Origin of the sequence: Pseudomonas sp. WS 5010, assembly GCF_012985565.1 — a bacterium.
Classification (GTDB): Bacteria; Pseudomonadota; Gammaproteobacteria; order Pseudomonadales; family Pseudomonadaceae; genus Aquipseudomonas.
Genome location: NZ_JAAQWQ010000002.1, coordinates 702,895 through 719,175, shown reverse-complemented (window position 1 = coordinate 719,175; position 16,281 = coordinate 702,895). Strand labels below are relative to the sequence as shown.

General features: G+C 62.1%; 10 protein-coding genes, 2 pseudogenes and 1 riboswitch. Of the genes and pseudogenes, 2 read left to right on the top strand and 10 right to left on the bottom strand.

From position 1 onward, the window contains the following. The first annotated feature begins 497 nt into the window (after positions 1-497). Positions 498-1,388, top strand: a complete 891-nt coding sequence (gene yddG / locus HBO11_RS07835) for an aromatic amino acid DMT transporter YddG (protein ID WP_169951437.1) — start codon at positions 498-500, stop codon at positions 1,386-1,388. On the opposite strand, the gene HBO11_RS07830 is transcribed toward yddG, so the two are convergent. The 7 genes and pseudogenes from HBO11_RS07830 to HBO11_RS07795 form a co-directional block, all read right to left on the bottom strand. Next, on the bottom strand, positions 1,385-2,347 hold the full coding sequence (locus HBO11_RS07830; protein WP_169951439.1) for an arsenic resistance protein: 963 nt from the start codon (positions 2,345-2,347) through the stop codon (positions 1,385-1,387). The two genes, yddG and HBO11_RS07830, sit on opposite strands and share 4 nt — an antisense overlap. A 134-nt stretch (positions 2,348-2,481) precedes the next feature. Beyond that, positions 2,482-3,741, bottom strand: coding sequence for a carbohydrate porin (locus HBO11_RS07825; protein ID WP_169951441.1), 1,260 nt, complete (start codon positions 3,739-3,741; stop codon positions 2,482-2,484). Positions 3,742-3,833: 92 nt separating this feature from the next. Continuing rightward, complete coding sequence (locus HBO11_RS07820; RefSeq protein WP_169951443.1) at positions 3,834-6,239, bottom strand: glucose/quinate/shikimate family membrane-bound PQQ-dependent dehydrogenase; 2,406 nt, start codon at positions 6,237-6,239, stop codon at positions 3,834-3,836. A gap of 50 nt (positions 6,240-6,289) precedes the next feature. After that, on the bottom strand, positions 6,290-7,723 hold the full coding sequence (locus tag HBO11_RS07815; protein ID WP_169951445.1) for a glycosyltransferase family 39 protein: 1,434 nt from the start codon (positions 7,721-7,723) through the stop codon (positions 6,290-6,292). Then, positions 7,723-8,709, bottom strand: coding sequence for a glycosyltransferase (locus tag HBO11_RS07810; protein ID WP_262381004.1), 987 nt, complete (start codon positions 8,707-8,709; stop codon positions 7,723-7,725). Before HBO11_RS07810 ends, HBO11_RS07815 begins: the two co-directional genes overlap by 1 nt. A 572-nt stretch (positions 8,710-9,281) precedes the next feature. Beyond that, positions 9,282-9,845, bottom strand: a complete 564-nt coding sequence (mntP, locus tag HBO11_RS07800) for a manganese efflux pump MntP (RefSeq protein WP_170041471.1) — start codon at positions 9,843-9,845, stop codon at positions 9,282-9,284. A gap of 7 nt (positions 9,846-9,852) precedes the next feature. After that, positions 9,853-10,022, bottom strand: a riboswitch (yybP-ykoY riboswitch). Positions 10,023-10,074: 52 nt separating this feature from the next. Continuing rightward, positions 10,075-11,028, bottom strand: a pseudogene (locus tag HBO11_RS07795) (ATP-binding protein); the annotation flags it as partial. Here HBO11_RS07795 and HBO11_RS07790 point away from each other — a divergent pair. Then, positions 11,020-11,643, top strand: a pseudogene (locus HBO11_RS07790) (sulfatase-like hydrolase/transferase); the annotation flags it as partial. The pseudogenes HBO11_RS07795 and HBO11_RS07790 overlap by 9 nt on opposite strands. Before the next feature lie 563 nt (positions 11,644-12,206). On the opposite strand, the gene HBO11_RS07785 reads toward HBO11_RS07790, so the two are convergent. The 3 genes from HBO11_RS07785 to HBO11_RS07775 all read right to left on the bottom strand — a co-directional run bounded on the left by HBO11_RS07785 (position 12,207) and on the right by HBO11_RS07775 (position 16,244). Further along, entirely contained in the window at positions 12,207-14,672 is a 2,466-nt protein-coding gene (locus HBO11_RS07785; protein ID WP_169951451.1) for a TonB-dependent siderophore receptor, read from the bottom strand. A 97-nt stretch (positions 14,673-14,769) separates the two neighbouring features. After that, positions 14,770-15,732 (bottom strand): FecR family protein, encoded by a 963-nt coding sequence (locus HBO11_RS07780; RefSeq protein ID WP_169951453.1) that lies wholly within the window; start codon positions 15,730-15,732, stop codon positions 14,770-14,772. Continuing rightward, positions 15,729-16,244, bottom strand: a complete 516-nt coding sequence (locus HBO11_RS07775) for a sigma-70 family RNA polymerase sigma factor (protein ID WP_346266485.1) — start codon at positions 16,242-16,244, stop codon at positions 15,729-15,731. Before HBO11_RS07775 ends, HBO11_RS07780 begins: the two co-directional genes overlap by 4 nt. Between the last annotated feature and the right edge of the window lie 37 nt (positions 16,245-16,281).

Here is a 16,281-nt window from a genome sequence, read left to right as displayed (position 1 = left end):
GTTGCGCGAACTGCAACCAACCAAACAGCCTTGCCCTGAAGTGATCCCCCTGTAGGAGCGGGCTTGCCCGCTCCTACATTTGAATTGTGGTATGGCCACATTTTTCTGCTCGCTGAGTTCCTACTGTGGGAGCGGGCTTGCCCGCGATGGCGGCTGTTCAGTCACTATTTTTGGCGGCTGACCCACCACCATCGCGGGCAAGCCCGCTCCTACATTTGAATTGTGGTATGGCCACAATTTTCTACTCGCTGAGTTCCCACTGTGGGAGCGGGCTTGCCCGCGATGGCGGTAGGTCAAGTAAGGATGTGGCGGCTGACCCACCGCCATCGCAGGCAAGCCCGCTCCTACAGTTGATGTGTGGCGTGGTCATGATTTCTGCTCTCAATGAGATTGCTTGGTTGTGGTTCCTACAAGGAGACAAGCAATACCCCAGCGTGTACCGTTGCGGCCTTTGTGCCGCAGGTGCTGTGGCTGTGGACATTCTCAGAGAGGCATCCATGCAGATCAGGGGGGAGCGGGCCGCGACGGTGTGTGGTTTGGTCGCGATTGTTTTATGGAGCACCGCCGCCGGTTTGATCCGCAGTGTCAGTGAACTGTTCGGGCCCTTGGGGGGCGCGGCGCTGATCTACACGGTAGGCGCGATACTGCTGCTGGCCTGGCTGGGACGGCCGCGCCTGCGCGCCACGTCCTGGCGCTACCTGATCATGGGCAGCGGGTTGTTCGTGGCCTACGAGGTCTGCCTGTCCCTGGCCCTGGGTTTTGCCAGCAACCGCAACCAGGCGATTGAGCTGGGGGTGGTGAACTACCTCTGGCCGTGTCTGACGGTGTTGTTGGCAATCGTCATGAATGGCCAGCGAGCGCGCTGGATTATCGTGCCAGGCTCGGCGCTGGCGCTGTTTGGCATCCTGTGGGTGGTCAGTGGCGATGGCCTGGCATTGGCAACCATCGTCGCCAATGTGCAATCCAACCCCCTGAGCTACAGCCTGGCCCTGGGCTGTGCGATCACCTTTGCCTTGTATTGCAACGTCACGCGGCGCTACGCCGGCGGGCAGAACCTGGTGGTGTTGTTTTTCATCCTGACGGCGGCGCTGCTATGGGCAAAATTCGCCTTCAGTGCCCAAGTGCTGCCGGCTTTTACCTTGGGGAGCAGCCTGGAATTGCTCGCCACGGGCATCGCCATGGCGGGCGGCTATGCGCTGTGGAATATCGGTATCCTGCGCGGCAACCTGACCTTGCTGGCGACCGCGTCCTATGGCGCGCCGGTGCTGTCGTCGGCCTTTGCAGCGCTATGGCTGGGCGCTCACCTCACCCCGCAGTTCTGGCAGGGTGCGGTGCTGGTGACCGCGGGCTCGCTGGTGTGCTGGCACGCGACACGGGCGCAACCCTAGCGGCTGCGCCAGACCAGGGCCGGGATCACCCGGATATAGACCAGCTCGAACACCAACTCGATCAAGGTCTGGGTGATGACGGCGGCGGCGGCCAGGGCGCGGATATCTTCCGGCAGGGCCAGCGCCAGCGGCAAGACCACCAGTGAGTTGCGGGTCGCGCTGCTGAACGTGACCGCGCGCGCGGTGCTTGCCGGCAAGCGAAAGGCCCACGCCGTGAGTGCCCCGACCACGGGCGCCAACAGCATAAAGCCTAAGTAAACCGGCACCACCGGCAACAACTGCTCGATCTGCTGCGCGACAAACGCGATCTGCGAGCCAATCACCACGATCAGCACCGCCGCCATGGCCGGCACTGGCATCCATGCCCAGCCATCATTCCAGCGCTCGAGCAGGCGCGAGTGCCGGGCGCCCGCGCAGGTCAGCACCGCCAGCAGCAGTGGCGCCACGATCAGCAGCAAAAAGGCCTCGACAAACGGGCCGATAGAAATCGCCACCGCTGCGTCACCGGAAGGTATCAGCGCCAGGTACAACGGCAGCAGGGCCAGTTGCAGCAACAGCAACACCGGGGTGGCGGCCAGCGTCAGCCGCGCGTCGCCTTTGCCAATGTGGGTAAACACCACCACGTAGTCGATGCACGGCGTCAGCAGCACCAGCAACGCGCCGATCAGGATGGCCGGGCGCTCGTTCAAACCACGGGTCAAGCCCCAGACCAGCAGCGGGATCAACACGAAGTTGGCGATCAGCAGCGCCGCCATAAAGCGTTTATTGGCCAGCCCCTGGCGCAGTTGCAGAAACGGGATCTGCAGGAACATGGCGTACATCAGCACGGCGATTGCCGGGGTTACCAGGGCGCCAAGCCCCGCTGCGGCCTGCGGGGCGAGCAGGCCACCGAGCGCGGCGCCGATAACGGCGACAAGGTAGACGGGGATCTGGTTCTGCTCAAGTTGTTCTCGGGTCACGGGGTGTCCTTGTCACGGGGGGCTGTGCGCGCCGTGCAGGGTAACCGAAACCAGGCACTCATTTTTGACTGAGTGCCGCCACCGAAAGCCCGGACGCGACGAAGGTCAAATCCGACTGCCTGGAAGTCAGCACTTCAGAACGTCGCCTTCACCTGCAGTCCCAGTATCAGCGCATTGTCAATCTGCTTTGCGGCGAACGCCCCTGGCTCAATGATGTATTGCACATCCGGGCGCAGGGTCAGCCAGGGCGTGGCCTGGTAGCCGTAGCTCAGTTCGAGCAATTGTTCGGCACTGTCAAGGTTTGGCAAGGCACTGTCTTGGGCTTGGGCGGCCTGTTGCAGCACATCGCGGCTGCGCGGGTTGGGTACGGCGCGGCCGTACCCCAGGGCTACGGTGTCCCGTGGTCGGCTGGCGAACGGCTTGTACAGCACCAGGCCGGCGCCATACCAGCGACTGAACGGCGAGGCCGCCTTGCTGGCGGCCGAGTATTGGCCGAACGCATGCAAGGTCCGGCCCTCTGAGGCCTGGGAGTTCCACAGGGCCTGGTCGACCAGCAGATAATGGCCGCCGCGCCCGCTGACGTACTTGGCGCTGCCAATGCGCTGCACGTTGGAGCTGTCGTAGTAGTAGCCAAGCTTGTATTCGCCGGGCAGATCGCTGGCGTGCTTGTAGACCAGCTCGATGGGCACCACGGTGCCGGTCGTGTGCTTGGGCCCCAGGTGCCAGGCGCGGCTGGAGTTGCCGTTGCTTTGCGGGTCGACATTGAACGCCGCCACGCGTAATTGCCAGGCCGGCGAGAAGTCATACTTCACCCGTGCGCCCAGGTGAGCGTTGGGGTAGTTGGTCCAACCGCTGCCGCCGGACATGTTCAGGGGGTGCCCGCAGAAACCGGCGTTCATGAAGTTGCACAGGATCCCGCTGTCGAGGCCGCCCAGGTCGTTGCCCATGGCCATGTAGCCGAGCTTGAGGTTCAGGGCGGGCGTGAACAGGGTGCGCTCATAACTCAGTTCGGTCAGACGGGTGTAGAGCCCGCCGTAGTTTTCCTGGATCGGCAGGCGGTTGCCCACCAGGTCTTCGGAGGCGCTGTTGCCACGCCGGTCGTTGATCGTCAGTTGGATCTTGTCGCCGTTGTGCAGGCCATACAATTTGCCCAGGTCCAGTTGCACGCCAAGCTTGATGTTTTGCGAGTAGCGCGCCGAACGATGCTGGCCGCCATTGGCGTTATAGGCGGTTTCGCCGCTGTAGTCGCCGGTGAACTTGATACCTTGCTCGTCGAGCTGATGGCGCAGGCCACCCCAGTCAACGGTGAGGGGGCTGCCGTAGGCGGGCAGCGTGGCGCCCAGCAGCAGGCTGGCGAGCAGGCGCAGAGACAGAGTATTAAACGCGGGGGACATGCGGGGTCTTCCTGGAAAAATCACGATACCTGTGGGAGCCGTGCAGCCCGGCTCCCACATTCAAATGGCGGCGCATCAGCGCCGCGCGGGGCTCAAGGCAGGGCGTAGGCGATCACGTAGTCGCCACGGTCGGTGGATTGGCGCGCGCCGCCCGCAGTGATGACCACATACTGTTTGCCGGTTTTTGGCGACACATAGGTCATTGGCCCACCCTGGCTACCCACGGGCAGGCGGGCTTTCCAGGCTTCTTCGCCATTGGCGCTGTTGAAGGCGCGCAGGTAGAAGTCCTGGGTGCCGGCGATAAACACCAGGCCGCCTTGGGTCGACAGAGTGCCGCCCAAGGTCGGCAGGCCAACCTTGATCGGCAGGTGCATGCGTATACCCAGCGGGCCGGTGTCTTCAACGGTGCCGACCGGTACTTGCCAGGCAATCTGCCGGGTCTTCATGTCGATGGCGGTGAGGGTGCCGAACGGTGGCGCCTGGCACGGAATGCCGGCCACCGACAGGAAGCGGTTTTTGTTCACCGCGTAAGGCGTGCCCTTGAGCGGCACCGCGCCCATGCCGGTGTTCAACGCCTCGCCACCGGAGGAAGCCGGGGCCTTGTTTTGCGAGGGGATCATCTGGATCCACAGGCCCAGGCGCATGTCGTTGACGAAGATAAAACCATGCACCGGGTCGGTGGAGATACTGCCCCAGTTCATTCCGCCCAGGGAGCCGGGGAAGCTCAGTGATTTATCGGTGCCCGGTGCGGTGTACAGGCCGTCGTAGCGCATGCTCTTGAAGTCGATGCGGCACAGCAGCTGGTCATAGGGGGTTGCGCCCCACATGTCCGCTTCGCTCAGGGTCTGCGCGCCGATCTGTGGCATGCCCACGGACCTAGGCTGGGTGGGCGAGTACGGTTCATTGGGAATGTCCGCAGCCTTGACTGGCACCTCTTGTACCTCGGTCAACGGCTTGCCGGTAGCGCGATCGAGTACATAGATCTGCCCGGCCTTGGTGCCGATCACCACGGCGGGTACGGTCTTGCCGTCGGCCTGGGGGAAGTCGATCAGGCTCGGTTGCATCGGCAAGTCGAAGTCCCAGAGGTCATTGTGGACGGTCTGGTACACCCACTTTTCGGCACCGGTGGAGGCGTCCAGTGCCAGCACCGAGGCGCCGTACTTGTGATTGAGCTGGGTGCGCTCCACACCATAGATATCGGTGGAGGAACTGCCCATCGGCAGGAATACCGTGTTCATCAGCGGGTCATAGGACATCGGCGCCCAGCTGTTGGGGGTGCTGCGCACATAGGTGCTGCCGGCAGCGGGGGCCTGCTTGTCTTCAGGGGTGCCCGGGTCGAATGCCCAGCGCATCTGCCCGCTGATCACATCAAAACCACGTATCACGCCGCCCGGCATATCGGTCTGGACGTTATCGGCGACGCGCCCGCCAACCACTACGGTGGTGCCGGCGATCAATGGCGCGGAGGACAGCTGGTAATAGCTGTCCGGCACATTGCCCAGGCCGGCTTTCAAATCCACTTGGCCGTGGTTGCCAAAGTCCTCGCAGAACTCGCCGGTATCGGCATCCACTGCAATCAATCGAGCATCGATGGTATTGGTCAGCAGGCGCCGCTGGCACTGCGCACCGGCCGGCACGCTGGCGGCAATGATCGGCGAGCTGTTGGCCTGGGTTGGCTGGGCGATGGGGGCGGTGGCATCGAAATAGGCCATGCCACGGCAGCGCTGCCACACCGCCGACTGGGCGTTGATGGTGTTCTTCCACAGCTCTTTGCCGGTGTCGGCATCCAGCGCGATCAGGTTGTTATGGGGCGTGCAGATAAACACCTTGTTGCCGATCTGCAAGGGTGTGAGTTGATCTTCGGCGCCATTGCCGTCGCTGATGGCCACATCACCGGTGTGATAGGTCCAGGCCACCTTAAGCTTGTCGACGTTGGTGCGATTGATCTGGTCCAGCGCTGCAAAACGGCTGCCGCCTTCGGTGTTGCCGTAGTGCGCCCAGTCCTTCTGCGCCTCTGCCGGGGCCACGGGGGTCAAGCCCGGGCCCTTACCGTTGGGCGCGACACTGGGGTGGGCGACAAACATATTGCCCGCCGCCACGGCCAATGCCAGCGCCAGCACGCCCGCCACGCTGAAGGCGCCACGGCGGGTGCCCGGTGCCAGCAACGGATAGGCCAGCGCCACCGCAAGACCAATGGCGGCGAACATGAACAACCGCGAAAACAGTGGCCAGAACACCAGGCCTACATCCACCACAGCCCACACGGCAGTGCCAAGCAAAAATGCGGCGAACAACCAGGCACCTGCTCGTTTGCGCTTGGCAATCAACAGGCCGGAAATGGCCATGGCCACGCCGCCGATCAGGAAGTAGCCGGAGCCGCCCAGGCTCAGCAGTTTTGCGCCGCCGACGGCCAACGCCACGCCGAGCAGGGCGATGATTACGCCCAAGCCCAGCAACAGGAATCGAGAGGCGCCAGCGGCGCGGGGTGTGTGTTTCATGTCGAAAAACCCGAGGGTGATGGTCCAGGGGAGTAATGATAGCAAGCTAATTAACTGCTTGGTACATTTTGTATGGCATTTACAGATCCTGTGCCGCATTTAAACAACACACTCTGGCTGGCCCGCAGTTGTTCGACGCAGTTCAACGGCTGCAACCCCTGGAGACCGCGCTTGAGGTCACGTTCGCGGCGGGCGATGTAGAACGTCCGGTCATCGGGCAGGCTGCTCAAGTCGTCGATCTGGCGCGCCTGGCCCTTTGTGTAGAACTCTCCCGAATAGGAGCGGCGGCCCCAGTAGTAAAGGCTTCCCGGCGCGCTGGCTTGCAGTTGCTGCCAGGCGTAGGCGAGGTCGCGCTGGTTGTTGGGCCGATCAAAGGCACGGCCATCGATTGCGGCAATCGGCAGCCACACAGGCAAGAGCAGTGCCAGCATCAGTCCAGTGACCACTTTCCCGGTGCTCCAGCGCGCCTGATTGAGCGCCCCTGCCAGTAACAGGCTCCAGGCCGGTAGGGCCGGCAACAGGTAAGTCCACAGGATATTGCCGGAGAACGTGAAAAAGGCCGGGGTTGCCAGGGCCCACAGGGTGATGAACGCGTAGTAGCGTCCCGACAGTACCGAGCGGCGAAAGCCAATGTAGAGCGCGGGTAGCAGCAGGGTCCACGGGAAAAACGCCAGCAGCAGATCCAGCCAGATAGCACCGATTGGCCGGGCATGGGCACTGCCGTACAAGTCGCCGGCCCAATCGCTGACGACATAGCGCTTCCAATGCTCGCCCACGAGGAAGTAATCAAGAAAGCCGGGGGTGCGTTGTTCGGCAAGCAGGTACCAGGGCACGGCGATCAGCAGCATCAGCAAAACGCCGGTGAGCCAGGGCAAGCGCAAAAAAGCGCGCCACTGGCGATAACCAACGGTCCAGGCGAACGCGGGAATGGCGACCAAGACCACTGCCAATGGCCCCTTCGCCAACAGGCCAAGACCCAGGCCGGCGAATCCTGCCAGCGCCCACCGCCGGTCGCCTTGTGCCGCGCCGCGCCAAAAGCCGTAGGTGGCCAGCAGGACCGAGAAACTCAGTGCCGGATCAGTCAGCACCACCCCCGCTGACAGCAGGCCGAGGGTCGAGCTGGAAAAGATAATCGCCGCCAGCACGGCGGTTTTTTCATCCGCTTGCTCACGGGCAAAACGAATGATGATCAGGCAACTGGCCACATGAAACAGCCACGCCGGAACACGAATCGCGAATTCATTGATGCCCAGCCACTGCATGGCCAGCGCCTGGCTCCAGAACGACAGCGGCGGCTTGCCCCAAAACGGCACATCTACCTCGAACAGCGGGGTTACCCAGTTACCGAGTACCAGCATCTTGCGCGCCATTTCTGCATAGCGGGCCTCTGAGGTGTCCATCAGCGGGTAGAGCCCCAGGCTTGCCAGGCGCAGGCCCAAAATGGCGATCAATAGCAGCCATAGCGTACGGGTCGTCATAGTCATCAGCGGTTTTCTTGTTCGCGAGGGTGTGTGGGGCAGGTGTGTTCCGGGCGTTCGGGGGTTTCGCCGAGCAGCCTGTCGAGCAGGTAGATGGGACGCTGCCTGACCTCGCTCAATGTGGCGCCCAGGTATTCGCCGATCATCGCAATGCCCAGGGCGATGAACGCGGCGATGCCCATGATCACGTGATGGGAACTGAAGGTGTTGACGCTCACCTGATAGATGATCAGGACCAGGGTCGCGATGAAAATCACCAGGCTGAGCAGGCTGAACCAGCGCAACGGCTTGCGCGAGAGGGCCAACACACCTTCGATACCCAGGTCGATCAGCGCCAGCGGCCCCCATTTACTGAGGCCGGCGCTGCGTGGTTCACGGTCGTAGGGCAGCTCGATGGTATTGAACCCCAGCCAACTGATCAGGCCCTTCATGAACCGTGTGCGCTCGGGCATGCATCGCAGCGCTGCCAGGGGCGCAGGGCCAATCAGGCGGAAGTCGCTGACGTCGGCAGGCACATCAAACTTGTCGGCCAGGAAGTTCATCAGTTTGTAGTAGAGATGGGCACTGATACGTTTGCTTGACGTATCAGACAGTCGAGTGCGGCGCTGCATATTGACGATATCGCTGCCAGTCAGCCAATGATGAACCATTAATGGAATAAGTTCGGGTGGGTCTTGCAGGTCTGCGTCAATAAATAACAATCCATTGCCACCGGCATAATCAATACCGGCGACCATCGCCGCTTCCTTGCCGAAGTTGCGGCTCAGGTTCAGGCAGCGAACCCCCGGTACCCGGCAATAACCCGCCAGCAGCGCCAGTGTTTCATCGCGACTGCCGTCGTTTACATACAACACTTCATGGCGAATGGTTAATGTGTCCAGCACAGCCATTAATCGTTTATGAAAGAGTGGCAGTACCTTGGCTTCGTTATAACAGCAGACAACCACACTGAGCAGCGGGCGCAGAGGGCGCTCAGGTCTTGATGGGTTCATGGCGAAAGCTCCAGTGCTGATTGATTCGGTATGTGAGCAACGTCAGGGCGAGGGTGGTCAGCCCTTGCATCAGCCATAGGTGCCGGGGCCAGAGCGCCAGCAGCAAGGCCATCAGCCCCAGGTTTGCCGCGTTATAGGCGAGGGCCGTGATGCAAAAGCGCAACCATTGATAAGTATCGGGTGGGCGGGGGGGTGTGAACGTCCAGCGTTTGTTGCCTTGGTAACTTACGGCGGTGCCGATTAGTCCACCCAGTAAAGTCGCTATTAATGCCGGTAGCGCCAACGACAATAACAAAAGTGTTAGGTAGTGAGCGCCGGTGGCAAGTACTCCAACTGTCAAATAACAAGGTAGTCGCGCGCAGGTGTTGTGGGACGCAGGGGCTGTCATCGAGAGAGTTACACGTATTCAAGAGTCTGTATGGTGCTGACTTTAACGACTCATGAATGTGCAAATGTGAAAAAGATGTTTGAAGTGGCTCATATTGCCAAAGTGTAATTTTAGTGTTGGCTAGTTGTTATAAGTCACCTATAGAAAGGGGCAGTCGGTCCCTTTCTATAGGAAAGATGGAGGATTAGACCGACAGGTGCTCATACAAAATCGTTGCACCCACAATCATCAGCACGACCCCGCCCACGATCTCTGCACGTTTGCCGAACATCGTGCCGAGGACCCGGCCGAGCATCACACCAATGGTGACCATGGTCATGGTCGCCAGGCCGATGGCGGCAGCGGCCACCCAGATGTTCACATCGACAAACGCCAGGCCGACGCCCACCGCGAGGGCATCGATGCTGGTGGCAAATGCGGTGACGGCAAGGACCAGGAAGGAGTGCTGGGCGCTTTTCTCTTCGGCCTCGTCTTCGTGCTTGAGGCCGTTGTAAATCATGTGCAGGCCCAGTACCACCAGCAAGGTGAAGGCGATCCAGTGGTCCCAGTCTGCCACCCAGCGCGTGGCGGCCTGGCCGATCAGCCAGCCGATAATCGGGGTGATCGCTTCGATGACGCCGAAAATCAAACCGGTACGCAGCGCTTCCGACAGGCGTGGTTTGTGCAGGCTGGAGCCTTTGCCGATCGCGGCGGCAAAGGCGTCGGTGGACATGGCCAGGGCCAGGAGAATGAGGGAAACAGGATTCACGGGCGCTCTTCCAGTCGGGCTATGAGTCAACGACACAACCACACGCCCGACTTTAGGCATGGATGTGTCGCTGGTCTCACCAACCAAAAGGTGTTCGTACCACGGCAGGTTGCCGAGAATGTTGATACGAACGCTTGCGAAAGACTCGCAAGCAGGCTACTCCCCAACGAGGTGCGGAATCTTATGCGGGCAAACATGAAAAAAACGTCAAAACCGCCCCGCGGGCTGCTCAACCTCTCTGAAGCGGCGCGCCCTCGTTGATCCGCAGTTCAGCGCACAGCCCGCCCTGGGGCAGGTTGTACAGCTGCAAGGTGCTGCCGATTTTGCTGACGATCATCTGCACAATCGCCAGGCCCAGCCCGGCGCCATTGGCATGCCCCTGGCTGTAGAACCGCTCGAACAGGCGCGCATATTGACCTTCGTCGATACCCGGGCCGGCGTCCTCGACACTGATGTACACCGCCCCCGACGCCTGCGGCTGCACCTGCACGCGGACCTCGCTGCCGGGTGGGGCGAAGTTCAGCGCATTGGTCACCAGATTCTGCAGGGCGATCGCCAGGGCGACGGGGTCGGTCTTGACCAGGCAGTGGTGGTCGCTGTCGAGGATCAACTCGATACCTTTTGCCAGCGCCAGGGGCGTCAGTTCGGCCAGTTCCTCACGCACCAGCGCGGTCAGTTCCACATCGCATCGATCGGGGTTGGCCAGGCGCGGCTCGATACGCGCCATGGTCAGCAACTGGCTGGCAATGCGTGTGGCGCGGTCGACGGCGCTGACCAGGAACTCGAGAGCTTCCTCCCGTTGTTGTGGGGTGCTGGCCAACTGGGCGTTCTGCGCATGGATCCGCAGGATCGCCAGGGGCGTGCGCAATTCGTGGGCCGCATCGGCGATAAAACGGCGCTCCCGCGCCAGCAGGTTGTCGATCTGTTGCAACAGGCGATTGAGCGCGGTCTGCATGGGCTCCAGGTCGTGGGGCAGGGGGCGCAGGTTGAGCGGCTTGAGGGTTTCGGTATTGCGGCCACGGATGGTGTGGGCCATTGCGCGTAACGGCTGCAACCCCCAACCGATGGTCAGCCAGATCAAGGCGGCCAACAGCGGCACGCCAATCACACTGGGCCACAGCGTATGGCCGACGATGCGCTGGATCAGGTCCTGGCGGATGTCATCCCGCTCGCCCACCCAGATCTGTTTTTCTACGACACGCTCAAGGCCGGGCAGGCGCAGTTCGATGAGCAGCAGGTGCGCGAGCATTATCCGGTGGTTGCCCATTACCTGGGCGTGGACCGCCCAGACCCGCAAAGCCTGACGTTCGAGCGTGAGCAAAAGGCGCAGCCGTACCGGCTTGGCACCACGCCGAACGTGATGTTTGTGATGCTTGAATCCCTTGGCACCAGTGCGGTCGGCGCCTATGGCAACCCTCTGGACCCGACGCCAAACCTCGACCGGCTGGCGAGCCAGAGCTGGTTCTTCAAGCATTTCTATGTGCCGGTCACCGGCACCGCAAAGACTGTGTGGGCGAGCATCACGGGCGTACCGGATGTCACGCGTCAGGAGACGGCGACCCGCCACCCTCTGATCACTCGCCAGCACACGCTGATCAACGCTTTCACCGATTACCAGAAGCTGTACATGATTGGCGGTAACGCCGGGTGGGCCAATATCAATGCGTTGATCCAGCAAAGTATCGATGGCGTGCGCTTGTATGAAGAACGCGACTGGCAGTCGCCGCGAGTGGATGTGTGGGGCATCTCCGATCTGGACCTGTTCAAGGAAAGCGACCGGATCCTGCGCGATCTGCCCCAGGGAATGTAGCGGCGCAAAACCCCGAGCAATTCCAACGCCTGGTCGACCTGACCCGGGGCCTGCATGAAAGCGCGCGGTTGATGCTGTACCGCAATGTGCGCTGATGGCGGCTAGTAGACCGCTATCGCCGGCAAGCCAGCCCCCACATTTGATTGGTGATGTGGCGCAGATTCTCAGCCCTGCCGCGCCCCCTGTAGGAGCCGGCTTGCCGGCGATGGCAGTGGTTCAGCCGCAGCATCCGGTGGCTGGTAGACCGCTATCGCCGGCAAGCCGGCTCCTACATTTGATTGGTGATGTGGCGCAGATTCTCAGCCCTGCCGCGCACCCCCTGTAGGAGCGGGCTTGCCCGCGATGGCGGTGGTTCAGCCGCAGCATGCGGTGGCTGGTAGACCGCTATCGCCGGCAAGCCAGCTCCTACATTTGATTGGTGATGTGGCGCAGATTCTCAGCCCTGCCGCACCCCCTGTAGGAGCGGGCTTGCCCGCGATGGCGGTGGTTCGTGGTAGACCGCCATTGCAGGCAATCCAGCTTGGGGTCTGTGCGAAATCTCCTGCTGGTGCTTAGAAGGAGTATTTGGCCGTTACCGTGAAGTTACGCGGGTCACCAAACACGTCGTACGGGCTCCAGGTCGAGTTGCTGGCGATGCCCTGGTAGTACTTTTTGTCGAAGACGTTATTGATGTTCAGTTGGGTATCCAGATGTTTATTCACCTGGTAACCCGCCATCAGTCCGACCAAGGCGTAGGCATCCTGTTCGATATGGAACTTGCCAAACACGTTGCTGCCTTTGTTGAACGTTGCGCTCTGGCTATAGAGGTTGGCACCGATGCGCCACTGGCTCGTGTCGCCTTGCAGATGGTAGGTGGTATTGGCCTTGAACATATGGCGCGGGACGTCGGTGTCGAACAGGCTGCCTTCCTTGCTCTTGTCCGCATCCTTTTCGTACTTGGCCTGGGCGAAGGTATAGCCGGCAGCCACTTGCCAGTTGGGCGTCAGGGCGCCGTTGATCTCAAGTTCCAGTCCCTGGCTGCGCACCTTGCCGGCGGCTTCATAACAGCTGTAGCTGCCGGCGGGGATCACTCGGCAGACACTGGCGTCGGCCACTTCCGCTGCACGGTTGAGCTGGTCGATCTGGAACAGCGAAGCGCTGGCGTTCAGCGCGCCGCCGAAGTACTCGCCCTTGATGCCCACTTCGTAGTTTTCGCCGGTGATCGGCTTGATCCCGGCACCTTCACCGTTCTTCTCGGTCTGGGGCTGGAAGATGTCGGTGTAGCTGGCATACACCGAGTGGTTGTCGTCCAGGTCATAGATAACCCCGGCATAGCGGGTGACGTGGCGCACTTCCCGGGTTTTGCCCGAGGTGTAGTACTGGTCGTTGGTCTGGTCATAGATCGAGGTGGCGTCGTACCAGTCCAGGCGCGCGCCGAGAATGACTTTCAGCGGGTCGGCCAGGTTCCAGCGAGTGGTCAGGTAGAGACCTTCCTGATCCACTTTGTCATTGAGGGAGTAAACGTCCGGAACGGTCGGTCTAGCCAGGCCCTTGGGGCTGAAGCCGTTGATGTCCGGCACGCTGATGAACACGTGGCCGCCGGTGGCCTCGGTCTTGAGCTGGCGCTTGCTGGCGCCCACCACCAATTCATGCTGGCGACCTAGCAGCGAGAAAGGTCCGCTGGCGAAAAAATCATAGGTGGACTGATCAAAATCACGGCCCTGGTTGAAGACGCGCTGGCGGTAGGTGGCGTCGTTGTTGCGTTCGAGGACGGCGCCCATCATCTTGAATTCCGACCAGTTCTTCGAGGCGCCCAGGTGCAGGCGCCAGTCGTTGTCGAAGCGCTGGTCCAGTTCGACGAACACCGTCTTATTGTCGACGTCCTGGTGCGACCAGCTATAGCCGAAGGTCTTGGAGCGCGAGAAGCCCATATGGCTGCCATCCGGATTCACCGGCAAGCCGCCCCAGTTGATGTTGTTATTGTCGTTCTGGTCGGACGCCCCCACGGTCAGGGTCGTGCTGTCGCTCAGGTCGAACTCGCTGATGCCGTAGAACACGCCGCGTTCGCGCCCGGCGTAATCCTGATAGCTGTCCTTGTCGTTGTAGGCGCCGACAAAGCGCCCGCGTACCGTGCCGCTGGCGTTGACCGGGCCGGAAACATCCAGCTCGCTGCGGTAGTTGTCCCAACTGCCGGCACTGCCACTGATACTGGCCTGGAATTCCTTGGTGGGGCGTTTGCGTACCATGTTGATGGCGGCCGACGGATTGCCGGCGCCCTGCATCATGCCGGTGGCGCCGCGCACCACTTCGACGCGGTCGTAGGGGGCCAGGTCGGCAGTGGCGACCCAGTCGGCGTTGTAAGTGGTGGGCAGGCCGTCAAACATCAGGTTGGTGATGGGGAAACCACGGGCGAAATACTCACTGTTGGCCGGGCGCGAGGCCGACAAGCGCAGCCCGGGCGTGGCCTGGACCACATCGTCAAGGCTGCGCATGCCCTGGTCGTCCATGCGCTGGCGGGTGATCACCGTCACCGACTGCGGCGTCTCGCGCAGGGACAACGGCAGCTTGGTTGCAGTCTGCATCGCCCCTGTGGTGTAGGAACCGCTGTTTTCAGTGGTCGAGCCCAGGGCCAGGCCGCTGACGGTGGTCGCGCCCAGTTCAACAGCGCCGGTGGCTTGGCTGCGCGGTATCAGCAGGTAGTTGCCGCTGGCATTGCGCGTAACGGCCAGACCACTGTCAACCAGCAGGCGGTCCAGACCCTCATGCACCCCATAGTCACCCCGCAGCGCCGGCGCGCGCTTGCCCTGCACCAGGGCCGGATCAAAGGGCAGGGTGATCCCCGCTACCTGGGCGAAGCTGTTGAGCGACTCTTCCAGCGCCCCCGCAGCCAGGTCGTAGTGGCGGCTATCGGCCTGTTCGGCCTGCACGGCAAAGCTGGCCAGCACCAGGCTGCTCATGCCACCCAGCAAAATGCTCTGGAGGGTGAGCGCAAGAACGCTGCGTTGCAGGGGCCGGGGGGGATTCAAAGGGTGGGACATGAACGGTAAGCTCCTTTCGAATGACGAGGTGTATTGCCTGTCTGTCGAAGGGCTTGGCAAAACCCGTAAAAGTTTTTGCGATTTTTTCTCATCCGGCTTAACGAGCGAGGACACGGGTCCAAAGCGGGGTGAAGCGCTCGATGCGCACCGGCAGCGAATCACCCAGGGCACTCAAGGCACGGTCGATGTCGTCGAGCTGGAACACGCCCGACACCTCCAACTGCGCGACGGCCGGGTCACAGTGCAACCAGCCGTGGCGATAACGCGCCAGTTCGGCGGTCAGGTCGTGCAGGCGCATGCGTTTGGCCACCAACTGTCCACGGGTCCAGGCGCTGGCGTTGAGGGGGCTGGCTTCGACACGGTGGCTGCCGCTGGCATCAATCAGGTATTGCTCACCGGCAGCGACCTGGATCGGCTCGCCTTTTCCATGAATGGCCACCACGCCGTCCTCGACCCGCAGGCGCGTGCCATGCGGCTCGTCACGCACCGCAAAGGCGGTACCGATGGCTTGCAGCTGCGCATGCCGGCTGCTGACCCAGAAGCTGCGGCGCCCGCCGGGTGCGGCACTGTCCTTGCCGGTGTCGATGAAAATCTCGCCACGCCGCAGGGTGATCAGCCGGCGCTGGGCGCTGAATTGCACATCCACCGTACTGGCGGTGTTCAGTTGCAGGCGGGTGCCGTCAGCCAGCAGGAACTGGCGTCGTTCGCCGACCCCAGTGGCATAGTCCGCGCCCCAGGGCACCAGCGTGCTGTCGCGCAGCGACCAGCCGGTAACGCCGCTGGCAAGCAGCCCCATGCCCAGCAGCTTGAGCGCTTGGCGCCGGCTGCGCTGCCCGCTGTTCAGGCGCTCCAGCGTGTCCAGTGCCACGCTGCCGGGCAGCGCGGCCAGGCTCTGGAAGGGCGTGTCGATTTTTTGCAGCGCTTGCCAGGCGGTTTCATGCAGCGCATCGGCCTGGCGCCAGCGTTGGCAGGCTGCCAGGACCTCGGGGGTGGCGCCGCTGGATTCGATCCGCACCAACCAACCGATCGCCTGATCGAGCACGCCATCAGGAACGCTCATCGTTGCGCCAGGTAGCAGTGGCGAATGGCAGTGGCCATGTACTTCTCCACCGAGCTGAGGCTGATCGCCAGGCGCTCGGCGATGTCCTTGTAGCTGAGGCCTTCGAGCCGCGACATCAGGAAGGCCATGCGCACTTTGGGCCGCAGGCCATCGAGCAGGGCGTCGACGCGCACCAGGGTTTCCAACAGAATCAGTTGCGATTCCGGCGACGGCACCCCAGCTTCCGGCAGGTGGGCAATGGCTTGCAGGTAAGCCCGCTCGACCCGTTGGCGGCGCACGCGATCCACCAGCAACCCATGGGCCACTGTGCTCAGCCACGCCCGTGGCTGACGCAACTCCTGCAACCGCTGCGGCTTGCCGAGGATGTGCACAAAGGTGTCCTGGGCCAGGTCGGCAGCGTTGTCGCCGTGACGCAGTCGCTTGCGCAACCAGTCCAGCAACCAGGCGTGATGATCGATGTACAGCGCGCGGATATCGGCGTGAGGGGCTGAAGGAGTGGGTGGCGACGACACGAAAAGCCTCCGCGCGATAACTGAATGCATTTGAGAA

Excerpts from the sequence above, each read along its gene's own strand:
- yddG (WP_169951437.1), top strand. The coding sequence starts at position 498 with ATGCAGATCAGGGGGGAGCGGGCCGCGACGGTGTGTGGTTTGGTCGCG.
- HBO11_RS07785 (WP_169951451.1), bottom strand. The coding sequence starts at position 14,672 with ATGTCCCACCCTTTGAATCCCCCCCGGCCCCTGCAACGCAGCGTTCTT.
- HBO11_RS07780 (WP_169951453.1), bottom strand. The coding sequence starts at position 15,732 with ATGAGCGTTCCTGATGGCGTGCTCGATCAGGCGATCGGTTGGTTGGTG.
- HBO11_RS07820 (WP_169951443.1), bottom strand. The coding sequence starts at position 6,239 with ATGAAACACACACCCCGCGCCGCTGGCGCCTCTCGATTCCTGTTGCTG.
- HBO11_RS07815 (WP_169951445.1), bottom strand. The coding sequence starts at position 7,723 with ATGACTATGACGACCCGTACGCTATGGCTGCTATTGATCGCCATTTTG.
- HBO11_RS07810 (WP_262381004.1), bottom strand. The coding sequence starts at position 8,709 with ATGAACCCATCAAGACCTGAGCGCCCTCTGCGCCCGCTGCTCAGTGTG.
- HBO11_RS07825 (WP_169951441.1), bottom strand. The coding sequence starts at position 3,741 with ATGTCCCCCGCGTTTAATACTCTGTCTCTGCGCCTGCTCGCCAGCCTG.